Annotated in this window: 10 protein-coding genes, 1 tRNA gene, 3 rRNA genes, 1 other RNA gene and 1 other annotated feature; of the genes, 1 reads left to right on the top strand and 14 read right to left on the bottom strand. The window is 29.2% G+C overall.

Translation table 11 applies throughout. From position 1 onward, the window contains the following. Together BUB34_RS12210 and BUB34_RS12205 are read right to left on the bottom strand one after the other, a co-directional pair. Positions 1 to 203: ribosomal RNA gene (locus BUB34_RS12210) — 16S ribosomal RNA — on the bottom strand; the annotation flags it as partial. Between the two features lie 582 nt (positions 204 to 785). Continuing rightward, entirely contained in the window at positions 786 to 1,016 is a 231-nt protein-coding gene (locus tag BUB34_RS12205; protein WP_073127677.1) for a glutaredoxin family protein, read from the bottom strand. A gap of 214 nt (positions 1,017 to 1,230) precedes the next feature. Between BUB34_RS12205 and BUB34_RS12200 the strand changes: the two genes are divergently transcribed. Then, a complete protein-coding gene (locus BUB34_RS12200; protein WP_073127675.1) occupies positions 1,231 to 2,520 on the top strand; it encodes an MGDG synthase family glycosyltransferase in 1,290 nt (429 codons plus the stop codon). Between the two features lie 157 nt (positions 2,521 to 2,677). On the opposite strand, the gene BUB34_RS12195 is transcribed toward BUB34_RS12200, so the two are convergent. From BUB34_RS12195 to BUB34_RS12140, 12 genes are all read right to left on the bottom strand, one after another. After that, positions 2,678 to 2,908 (bottom strand): hypothetical protein, encoded by a 231-nt coding sequence (locus tag BUB34_RS12195; RefSeq protein WP_073127673.1) that lies wholly within the window; start codon positions 2,906 to 2,908, stop codon positions 2,678 to 2,680. Positions 2,909 to 3,049: 141 nt separating this feature from the next. Further along, positions 3,050 to 3,649, bottom strand: coding sequence for a recombination mediator RecR (gene recR, locus BUB34_RS12190; protein ID WP_073127671.1), 600 nt, complete (start codon positions 3,647 to 3,649; stop codon positions 3,050 to 3,052). An 11-nt stretch (positions 3,650 to 3,660) separates the two neighbouring features. Beyond that, positions 3,661 to 4,002, bottom strand: a complete 342-nt coding sequence (locus BUB34_RS12185) for a YbaB/EbfC family nucleoid-associated protein (RefSeq protein WP_073127669.1) — start codon at positions 4,000 to 4,002, stop codon at positions 3,661 to 3,663. A gap of 72 nt (positions 4,003 to 4,074) precedes the next feature. Continuing rightward, positions 4,075 to 5,712: a DNA polymerase III subunit gamma/tau gene (gene dnaX / locus BUB34_RS12180; RefSeq protein WP_073127667.1), complete on the bottom strand. Its 1,638-nt coding sequence runs from the start codon at positions 5,710 to 5,712 to the stop codon at positions 4,075 to 4,077. 221 nt (positions 5,713 to 5,933) lie between these two features. Beyond that, an RNA gene (gene ffs / locus BUB34_RS12175) (signal recognition particle sRNA large type) lies at positions 5,934 to 6,198 on the bottom strand. Between the two features lie 29 nt (positions 6,199 to 6,227). Then, a tRNA-Ser gene (locus tag BUB34_RS12170) sits at positions 6,228 to 6,320 on the bottom strand. Positions 6,321 to 6,323: 3 nt separating this feature from the next. Further along, complete coding sequence (locus BUB34_RS12165; protein WP_073127665.1) at positions 6,324 to 6,776, bottom strand: nucleoside deaminase; 453 nt, start codon at positions 6,774 to 6,776, stop codon at positions 6,324 to 6,326. Between the two features lie 177 nt (positions 6,777 to 6,953). Beyond that, positions 6,954 to 8,225 (bottom strand): serine--tRNA ligase, encoded by a 1,272-nt coding sequence (gene serS, locus BUB34_RS12160; protein ID WP_073127663.1) that lies wholly within the window; start codon positions 8,223 to 8,225, stop codon positions 6,954 to 6,956. A gap of 227 nt (positions 8,226 to 8,452) precedes the next feature. Then, positions 8,453 to 8,661, bottom strand: a binding site (T-box leader). Positions 8,662 to 8,855: 194 nt separating this feature from the next. Then, positions 8,856 to 9,686 carry a mechanosensitive ion channel family protein gene (locus BUB34_RS12155; protein ID WP_084120401.1) on the bottom strand — a complete coding sequence of 277 codons (831 nt, stop codon included), beginning with the start codon at positions 9,684 to 9,686 and terminating at the stop codon, positions 8,856 to 8,858. Positions 9,687 to 9,779: 93 nt separating this feature from the next. Then, positions 9,780 to 10,292: a transcription repressor NadR gene (locus BUB34_RS12150; protein ID WP_073127659.1), complete on the bottom strand. Its 513-nt coding sequence runs from the start codon at positions 10,290 to 10,292 to the stop codon at positions 9,780 to 9,782. A gap of 319 nt (positions 10,293 to 10,611) precedes the next feature. Continuing rightward, positions 10,612 to 10,728, bottom strand: a 5S ribosomal RNA gene (gene rrf / locus BUB34_RS12145). Between the two features lie 98 nt (positions 10,729 to 10,826). Next, positions 10,827 to 10,965 (bottom strand): 23S ribosomal RNA (locus tag BUB34_RS12140); the annotation flags it as partial.

Below are 10,965 nucleotides of genomic sequence, written 5' to 3'. Positions count from 1 at the left end.
CCGGAGCTTTGATATTTTTATCATGCGATAAAAACATGTTATCCTGTATTAGCATACCTTTCGGTATGTTATCCATGTGTATGAGGCAGGTTACCCACGCGTTACTCACCCGTCCGCCGCTCACCCCGAAGGGTTCGCTCGACTTGCATGTGTTAGGCACGCCGCCAGCGTTCATCCTGAGCCAGGATCAAACTCTCAAATAAAAGTTTTGTTTTCCTTGCTCAGACTAATCATTATCTGAATATCTGGCTTGGTTTGTGTTGTTTCAATTCTATAAATTAACCTACTGTTTAATTTTCAAAGTTCAATTTATTTTTACTTTTGCCTTTTCTTAAGGACAAGTAATACTATACCATCTTTATTTTTTCTCGTCAATACTTTTTAAATATTTTTTATTTTTTATTTATAATTTATCTTTTAATACAAATTACAATATTAGAATAGACTTTCTGTGTATATCAATTATAAATTAACTGTTTTATAATGTTTCGATAAGTTAAGGTTCTACTCCTCTATTTTATATAAGTATACCAAAAATATAAAGTAAATTGACAAGATTAATATAAACACTGGTATTTATTCTATTTTATACTTTTTTCTTCTTTTTATTCTATATAAATCATTTACTTTAAATAATACACTTGCATCAAACTATTTTATTAAACTTATTGTTTTCTAACACATTTTATATGAGTTTATAAATTTATTACTACAAATTATCCCAAACGCTTTTTACAGTCTATTTTTTAGTGACTAGATATACTATGTAGTTACTTTTTTATTTGTTACTCATTTATTAACTTCTTTATTCTATTTAAATCAAAACCAAGAATATGATTACCATTTATTATTATTACTGGTAAAGACATATACCCCATCCTAATAAGCTCTCTTTTAGCTTCTATAACCTTAAATACATTATGTTCTATATATTCAAGATTATTTTCATCAAAATATTCCTTAGCCTTTTTACACTCTAGACATTTATCACTACTGTATATTTCTATATGATTCAATTATATTTCCTCCTCATGTAAACTATTTATTAATACTCTTGTAATTTTTGTAATCTTGTATTAGATTATTATTAACTCATTATTAGGAAATAATTTATTAATAAGTTTAATTTTTAAATATAATTATAATACATAAAATTATGTTATTATACAATATAATAACTCTATATTTTAGGAGGATTATAATAACTCTATATTTTAGGAGGATTTTGTTATGAGCAAAAAAGTATTGATTATGTCTGCTTCTACAGGAGGAGGACATAACAGAGCTGCTCGAGCTATTAAGGAAGAATTGACAAATAAATTATTTGATGGAGTTCCAATTGAATGTGAAATCATAGATAGTCTTAAACTAGTTAACAATACAATGGATAAGATAATTTCTAACGGATATGAGAAGTCAGCCATATATACTCCAAAAGCCTATGGAAGTGTGTATAGATTATCTGAAACTAGTTTAATATCAAAAAATGAATTCAAAGATAATTTAATCACATCCTTTATGGCAAAAAAATTTAAAAAGCTTCTTAGGGATACACAGCCCGATCTGATTATTGGTACACATCCATTTCCCATGATAGCTCTTAGCACATTAAAAAAGAATAGTTCTACACATGTAGATTATAGTGTTTTAATTGACCCTTTTCATAAATATGAAGGCAACACTATCTGTGTTCCTCCTATGATTTCTGTGCTAACTGATTATACAACTCACTCTACGTGGATACAAAATGAGATAGACTATTATGTAGTAGGACATGAGTATGTCAAAGAATTGCTAGTATACGAGGGTGTTGATAGTGATAAAGTAAAAGCTTTTGGGATACCTGTTGAAAAATCTTTTTTATCACATAGAGATAGAGAAACGGTTTTATCGGAACTTGGATTTTCTCCTGATAAACTTACAGTATTAGTAATGGGTGGAAGTTTTGGTGCCGGAAATATTAAAGAAACCCTTGAGGAATTACTCGAAATAGACAGAGAATTTCAAATTCTAGTTATAACGGGTAAAAATGAAAATTTAAAGGAAAAAATAGATAAGAAATTAGTTTCTTACCATAATGGTAAAATGGTAAAGGTTCTTGGATATACAGATAAGATGAACGATATTTTGGCTTCTATTGATGTATTAATAAGTAAACCCGGTGGCCTAACCACAACAGAGGCATTACTTAAAGATGTTCCTATGATTGTTCCTTACTATATTCCCGGACAAGAAGAAGAAAATCTAGATTTTCTTTCAAATTGCGGTGCAGCTCTTAGAACTACAAAAAAATACAGTCTTTCTATTTTGTTAAAAGTATTGATTGATGATCCATCTAGGCTAGATATGTTAAAGAAGAATATAAAATCTATCAGAAAATTTAATTCTGCTCAAAACATAGCGAATCTTGCTTTTGACATTTTTTCTGAAAGATCTAAAACTTTAGATGAACTAATAGACTCTGATGAAATATTAGAAGATACATCAGAATCTGATATCTTAAATAAATTAGATGAATAATGAATAAAAAAGCAACCTATTAATAATCATATTAATAGGTTGCTTTTTTCCTTATATGCACATTATAAAAATCCCTATTTTATAGTTACCTAGGGATTTTTTATATTCTATTATTTTGATTTTTAGGCTAAATTCCACTCATTTATCCGATAAAGCCCTAAAGAGGTTCATAAAAATCTTCTTCATAGTCGTACTGATAATTCTTGTAGTTATTTCTAAATGCAGTATTCTTATTTTTAGAAGTTTTTTTAGATTTCTTTTTGTTTATAAAACTAAGATCCTCTAGCGTATCCATATCATCATGTTTGGTTTTACCCTTCGATTTTAGTTTTTTTAGTCTTTTTTCTTTCATAGCATTATGTTCTTCTAAGTTCATAGTTGATTTCATGTTGCACCCCTATTAAAAATTTTAATAACTATACAACAAATTATACAATAACCAAATAATTTCTTCAATAAATCTAGTAAAAATTAGATATAAAATTAACGTCATTTAACGACAAAAAATCGAGGTATCCCCCTCGATTTTCTATATTTCTCTTCTTCCTTCTAATGCCTTTGATATTGTCACCTCATCAGCATACTCTAAATCTCCACCTACTGGTAGTCCATGAGCTATTCTTGTTACCTTTATACCCATAGGTTTTACGAGTCTAGCTATATACATAGCAGTAGCTTCTCCCTCTATTGTAGGGTTTGTAGCCATTATTATTTCTTTTACATCTTGATTACTTAGTCTCTGAATTAATTCCTTTATTTTAAGCATTTCAGGCCCAATTCCATCCATTGGAGATATTACTCCATTTAAAACATGGTATTGACCTTTAAACTCTCTAGTTCTTTCCATAGCTGCAACATCCCTTGGGTCTTCCACCACGCATATTACACTTGTATCCCTACTTTTATTAGAGCACATACTACATGGATCTGTGTCCGTTATGTTACAACAAATCGAACAATACTTTATCTCTCTTTTTGCATCTATTATAGCTTTTGATAGGGCCTCTACATCATTGACATTCATATTAACAACATGAAATGCTAATCTTTGTGCAGTCTTTTTCCCTACTCCTGGAAGCTTTGAAAATTCTTCAATAAGCCTCGTTATCGAGCCTGTATAAACTTGCATATAATCACCTACTAAAATAAACCTGGGATGTTCATTCCTCCAGTTACCTTACTCATTTGACTTGATGTAACTTCATCAACATTTCTTAAAGCTTCATTAATAGCACTTAAAACTAAGTCTTGTAACATCTCTATATCATCTGGGTCAACAACTTCTGGTTTTATAGCTATATCTAAAACTTCTTTTTTACCATTAACTTTTACTGTAACAGCACCACCACCAACTGAAGCTTCTATCTCTTTGCTCTCTAATTCTCTTTGCATTTTCTCCATATTTTCTTGCATTTTTTGAGCTTGCTTTAATAAATTATTCATATTTCCAGGCATCATTCCTGGCATACCTTTCTTAGCCATTATAAATATTCCTCCTCAAGTTATTTTTATTCTAATATTATATCATATCCGTGTTTATTAGCTACCTTGAATTTAGTCGCGCGTTTCCTTTACTTCTAATACTTCTTCATTAAGGGTTTCTCTTAAAAACTCCTCACCTTTATCTTTTTTCTTTTTTATATCAGGGATAATATTTTCAACCTCAGATTTTAAGACTAACTTTATTCTAAAACTTCTACTTATAATTTCTCTCATCACTTTTTCTACATACTCCGTAGTTTCTTTTGAGTATAGTCTATTTACCGAGAACTTAAAAGCATCGTCAAATATTATATGTAAAGTGTTTGAGTAAACACTAAAGAAATCTACTTCATTTAAAAGAGCATATAAAGGTGCCTTTCGATCTGACTTTATTTTCTGTAATATTTTTTTCCATGAATACTCTACTAACTTTATATCTTCTTCTTTAATTTCTTCGTATAGCTCTTCTTTTTTAGCTGATATATCATTTTTTATATCTTCTTTTATAGTATCTGCTTTATCTTCTATATGTTCATGAACTACATTGGTAACTTTTATGTTTCCCGTTTCTATGATTCTCTCTAAGTTTTCTATTCTTTTTATAAGAGATTCCTTACTTTCATCAAACATAGGTTGAGCTATCTTCATAAAAGTTATCTCAGCTAAAATCCTTGGATTTGAAGCCACTTTTATTTCATTTTGTGTGACAGATAATATATTTAATATTCTTATCAAGTCATTTATATCTATATTTTGAGCTTGTTCCCTTAACTGAGTTATACTCTCCTCTGGCAATGAAATCAACTCATCTACATCCACAGATACCTTGCAAACCATTAGGTTTCTAAAATGAGATATCAATTCATCAATCAAAATCCTTATATCTTTTCCATATAAAACAAGCTCATTTAGTATTTCTAGAGATTTTTTTGTATTTTGATCTATTATAAAATTAGACAGTTCGAACAATTGATCTGTATTTATAGTTCCTAGTAATTCTATAACATCCTGATAATTTATTTTGTTATCACCAAAGGACATACATTGGTCTAGTATGCTAAGTGCATCTCTAAGAGCCCCTTGGGAATTTCTCGCTATCAAATCAAGCGCCTTTTCCTCTACTTCTACATTTTCCTCTGTACAAATCTTTTTCATTCTTGATGATATATCTTTTACTGTAACTCTCTTAAAATCAAACCTTTGACATCTAGATATAATTGTTGCTGGTATTTTATGTGGTTCTGTAGTAGCCAATATAAATATTACATATGAAGGAGGTTCTTCTAATGTTTTTAAAAGTGCGTTAAACGCTCCCGAGGATAGCATATGCACCTCATCTATTATATATACCTTATACTTAGCCTCAGTAGGTGAATATTTCACACTCTCTCTAAGCTCTCTTATATCGTCCACACTATTATTTGATGCAGCATCTATCTCCACAATATCCATGGTTCTATCCATTAAAATATCATTACAAACATTACATTCATTGCAAGGTTCTTGGTCTATGCTATTAGGGCAATTAACCGCTCTTGAAAATATCTTAGCAGTAGATGTCTTACCTGTTCCCCTAGTTCCGCAAAATAAATAAGCATGTCCTATATTATCATTATGAATTTGATTTTTTAAGGTTTTAGTTATATGTTTCTGACCTACAACATCATCAAATGTAGTTGGTCTATATGACCTATATAGTGCTTTATGCATACTGACCTCCTTAAAAATATAATTATTATAAATTTATAATAATTAGCCGTATCTATATAATATTTCCATCCTCTAAACATTATACAATATTTCTAAAATAAAAATCGGATTCTACTATGTAAATATAATTTTTTTAGAAATAAATTTTTTATTTTAGAGATATATTTTATATTTTATTAAAAAAATCCCTCGTTAAAGGGATTTATTTTTTATATTAAATGCTGTACACCATCTATTGACTTGATTCCATAAGCGTTACCTAAACAGTTAGCTCAACTTAGGCACCCCCACGGCACACGAAAGTAATCACTTACCGCTGCTTCCTTCCGGATCTGACGGGGTTCATGAGCTTCCATTGCGTAGGACCTAAGTGTCAACACCACTTATTTAGGGCAGCCTTACAAAATCGAAGCCTCTAGATGGAATTCAATCCTGCTATAGCGGATTGCAGGTTACAGGGCACCGCTACCTCCCCATCTAGTACAGCAAAATTACAACCATATTTAATTATGTGTTGGCGGAGAGAGTGGGGTTCGAACCCACGATACAGTTTTACCCGTATACCCGCTTTCCAGGCGAGCGCCTTCGACCAACTCGACCATCTCTCCTTATTATCTATTTCTCAATTCCTTGAAAAATTGTTGTAGAACTATTGAACATTCTTCTTGTAAAACACCAGAAGTTACATCTATATTATTTTCGTTTAAATAATTCAACATAAATTCATGCTGTCTCTCTATATATGAATTTTTTATATGCTTAGTTCCTATTATAAGTTTTTTTATCCTTGAGTTTACTATTGCACCATTACACATCATACAAGGTTCCATGGTTACATATAGCTTACAATCATTCAACCTCCAAGTGTTAAGTATCTCAGAAGCCTTCCTAATAGCTAAAACCTCAGCATGTGCAGTACAATCCTTAAGTGTTTCAGTTAGATTATGTGCTCTCGCTACGATTTCTCCATCTTTGACTATAATTGCCCCTATAGGAGTTTCATTTTTAGTATATGCTTTGTACGCTTCTTTCAATGCTTCTTTCATATAATATGAGTTTTTCATACTTCCTCCCAAAAACTTATAACAAATCTATATTATCATAATTTATTTTATAATTCAACTTAAATTTATATTGTTTATAATACAAATTAATACAAGAGAGAACTTTTAGGCTCTCCCTTGTATTGTGTTATATGTCTATTATATATTGTTATTTATTATATTATTTACATATTTTAACTATTTTATTACATCTACACCCATATATGGTCTTAAAGCTTCTGGAACAACAACGCTTCCATCTTCTTGTTGGTAGTTTTCTAATATAGCTGCTAAACATCTTCCTACTGCCAATCCTGATCCATTTAATGTATGAACATACTCAGCTTTAGATTTTTTATCTCTCTTGAATCTTATTCCAGCTCTTCTAGCTTGGAAGTCTTCGAAGTTTGAACAAGAAGAAATTTCAACATATCTATTGTAACTTGGCATCCAAACTTCTAGGTCATATTTAAATGCAGCTGTAAATCCTAAATCTCCTGTACATATTCTAACCACTCTATATGGTAATCCTAATCTCTGTAATATTCTCTCTGCATCATTAGTTAATTTTTCTAATTCATCATAAGATTCATTTGGATCAACAAACTTAACTAACTCTACTTTATTAAATTGATGTTGTCTTACTAAACCTCTTGTATCTCTTCCTGCAGACCCTGCTTCTGATCTAAAACATGGAGTATATGCACAATATTTTATAGGTAATTGTTCCGCTGTTAATATTTCATCTCTGTGTATATTTGTTACAGGGACTTCTGCAGTTGGTATTAGGAAGTAGTCTAACCCTTCTAATTTGAACATATCTTCTTCAAATTTAGGTAATTGACCTGTTCCTATAAAGCTATTTCTATTAGCCATAAATGGTGGTAAAACTTCTGTATATCCATTCTCTTCAGTATGAGTGTTTAAGAAGAAGTTTATAAGAGCTCTTTCTAATCTAGCACCTAGGCCTCTGTATAAAGTAAATCTTGAACCAGTTATCTTTCCAGCTGTTTCAAAATCTAATATATTTAATCCTGTTCCTACATCCCAGTGTGCTTTATGTTCGAAGTCGAATTTAGTAGGTTCTCCCCATGTTCTCACTTGAACATTGTCTTCGTCTGTCGTTCCTTGTGGAACATCTGGGTGAGGTACATTTGGAATTCTCATTAAATTGTATTCCATTTCTGCTTCTATTTGTCTAAGATTTTCATCTATTTCTTTTATTTTATCTGATAAATTCTTTAATTTAGCCTTTTGTTCTTCTACATCTTTTCCTTCTTTCATAAGTTGCGGTATCTTTTTAGACTCAACATTTAATTCATTTTTCATTACCTCAACTTCTTTAAGAATTTCTCTTCTCTTATCATCTAATTCAATTACAATATCAAGATTAAATTCTTTTTCTCCTCTTCTATCCATCGCTTTTTTTATATCTTCTAAGTTTTCTCTTATTCTTCTAATATCTAGCATTTTAGTACCTCCTATTTGTTTTATAATATTATTAATAATTTCTTATTTATTTCTGTTTAATTTTAATTTTATCCTTGTTTGTTTTAACTGGATCAAAAACGTTTTTTTACTGCTTATTTTTATTATTATACTAGTTATCGATAACTTTATTTGCATGCATTTAATACATTATTTTTAATAGAACACAGTTAATTGCAATAAAAAAAAGACCTCCGTATTCCCCTTAAAAAAGGGACGAAAATCTTTTATCCGCGTTGCCACCCTAGTTGATTATACATATTGTATAATCCTCTCATTCCTGTAACGTAGGTAAACGTCTAGATATTAAATCTAGAAGCTCCGGAGTAGATTCAAAAACCATTGTAATGGGTTCGCAGCAAACACCCACTCTCTGAATACAAACTTGCTTTCTACTAATCTCTTTCATTGCTTTTAACTATTGTTTTATTTGATACTCATTATATTATATATATTAACAACTTTCAATACTATTATTCAAATTTGTTTTAATTTTTATATATTTTTTTATTTTCTTTTTATTTCAACTGTAAAATTATGCGCGTTTTAATTTAATTTTTAAGTATAATTATAATATATAAATCAATTAAAAACACCTATAAATACACATATTTAAACATTTTTATCTTGGCTTCTTGTTGTATTATTCATAAGACACGACTTATTATTATAATATGGTACTCCCATTAAAAAAGGAACTTCTATTTTATTTAAATCAAATTGTTTTTTAACTCTTTCCATGATATCAAAATATACATCCCAATAATCATCTGTCTTTACCCACGGTCTTGCTACTATATTTACCGTATTATTCTCTATAGAATATATTCCTATTATAGGTTTCGGTTCTTTTAATATTCTTTTTTCCTCTTCAAATATATCACTAAGGATTTTTTTTACAAGGTCTATATCACTATCATATGAAACAATATATGAAAAATCTATCCTTCTTTTTTCTTGGTGAGTATAATTTACTATATTATTACTAGTTAATTGCAAATTAGGAACAATTATAGTTTTGTTATCTGGTGTCTTTAAAACAGTACTAAATACCTGTATATCTGAAACAAACCCTTCAACACCTGATCCCTGTATATAATCCCCTATATTAAAAGGTTTGAAAAATAATATAATCATACCAGATCCTAAATTAGATAATATCTCCTTAAATGCCAATCCAATACTAAACCCAGCAGCACCTAGTACAGCAACAACTGATGTAGTTTTAACTCCTATAATCTCTAAACAGGTCAAAGTTACTACAGATATCATAGATATATATATTCCATATACTATAAAATTAGTTACACCTTTTCCTATATTATATTTAAATAGAAACTTCGATACTAATTTCTTGACAATCTTTGATATATATAATCCAATTATTAACACTATTATTGCATATACAATACTCTGACTTTTTCTATTAAAATCATCGATCATATTTTGTATTGTTCTTTGGGATATGCTAAACTTAGAAACTATTTAAAACTACCTCCTTTTAGAACCTTTAGTCCTAGTATACTAATATGATATCTATTCCGATAATATTTTCTTTTTATCTAACTCATCTAATATATCATTTATTATATCTTCATTTTTTGCAGTTATTGTATGTATATGCTCGTGCTCAGTCAATGTCGATAATTGTTTAAATTCATTTTTAGCTACTTTGTCCATAAATTCATTTATATCTCTGTTTGACTCTATATTTAAATCAGTTTTTATTTCTCCATAAGTAGGATGATTTGCTATTACATCTTTTATTGTTCCTCCCATATCTACTATGGTTTTTAATTCATCATAAATTTCTTGTGGTGATTTATGATTCTTACATTTGATTGTTTTTTCTATATAAATTTTATCATAAACTATATATCCTTGAGATGTTGCTATTATCTCAAATCCTTTTGCCCTTATAATAGCTATATCTTGAACTATAACTTGTCTACTTACATTTAGCATTTCGGCTAGTTTACCACCTTTTAACGGCTCATTAGAGGACTTTAATATTTTAATTAATCTTTGTCTTCTTTCATCAGCGTTCATACTACACCTTCCTTTCTAATACGTCAAATAATGTTAATTTCTCTATTATTTTTCTATATTTAAAAAACTTGATTTTTAACTCTATTATATAATTCTATATACAATAAAGCTAAAAATCAAGAATAGTATATATAAATTAAATATAATAAAACCTAATTTATATATTATTATGTTTAATTTACATATTATTATATATTCTGATATAAATATTTTACTTTTAATAACTATTTTTATTGGTTTCTCAAATGAATTTTTAAACTAATTTTTAAACTAACTTCTTGAATTATTAAATATGATTTTTTATACACAAAAAAAGATTACGTGGCTACGTCCTACTCTCCCAGGCAGTTGCCCACCAAGTACCATCAGCGCTAAAGAGCTTAACTTCTGTGTTCGGAATGGGAACAGGTGTATCCTCTTTGCTATAATAACCACATAATCTTTTATAAAAAGAATTAATTATTTAATTTTATAAACTATATAACTAAATATTAACACTTTCAAAACTGTATATATAAGTGAATGAATCATATATTGGTCAAGTCCTCGATCTATTAGTATCAATAAGCTAAATACATTGCTGCACTTACACCTTTGACCTATCAACCAGGTAGTCTTCCTGGGATCTTAACCTTGCGGTGGGAAATCTTATCTTGAAGTTGGCTTCGCGCTT

The sequence above is a fragment of the Asaccharospora irregularis DSM 2635 genome (genome assembly GCF_900129815.1).
Taxonomy (GTDB): Bacteria; Bacillota; Clostridia; order Peptostreptococcales; family Peptostreptococcaceae; genus Asaccharospora; species Asaccharospora irregularis.
The sequence above is the reverse complement of the archived record's forward strand: the minus strand, read 5'-3'. Positions and strand labels throughout refer to the sequence as shown.

Excerpts from the sequence above, each read along its gene's own strand:
- BUB34_RS12185 (WP_073127669.1), bottom strand. The coding sequence starts at position 4,002 with ATGGCTAAGAAAGGTATGCCAGGAATGATGCCTGGAAATATGAATAAT.
- BUB34_RS12150 (WP_073127659.1), bottom strand. The coding sequence starts at position 10,292 with ATGAACGCTGATGAAAGAAGACAAAGATTAATTAAAATATTAAAGTCC.
- BUB34_RS12195 (WP_073127673.1), bottom strand. The coding sequence starts at position 2,908 with ATGAAATCAACTATGAACTTAGAAGAACATAATGCTATGAAAGAAAAA.
- BUB34_RS12155 (WP_084120401.1), bottom strand. The coding sequence starts at position 9,686 with ATGATCGATGATTTTAATAGAAAAAGTCAGAGTATTGTATATGCAATA.
- serS (WP_073127663.1), bottom strand. The coding sequence starts at position 8,225 with ATGCTAGATATTAGAAGAATAAGAGAAAACTTAGAAGATATAAAAAAA.
- BUB34_RS12165 (WP_073127665.1), bottom strand. The coding sequence starts at position 6,776 with ATGAAAAACTCATATTATATGAAAGAAGCATTGAAAGAAGCGTACAAA.
- dnaX (WP_073127667.1), bottom strand. The coding sequence starts at position 5,712 with ATGCATAAAGCACTATATAGGTCATATAGACCAACTACATTTGATGAT.
- BUB34_RS12200 (WP_073127675.1), top strand. The coding sequence starts at position 1,231 with ATGAGCAAAAAAGTATTGATTATGTCTGCTTCTACAGGAGGAGGACAT.
- recR (WP_073127671.1), bottom strand. The coding sequence starts at position 3,649 with ATGCAAGTTTATACAGGCTCGATAACGAGGCTTATTGAAGAATTTTCA.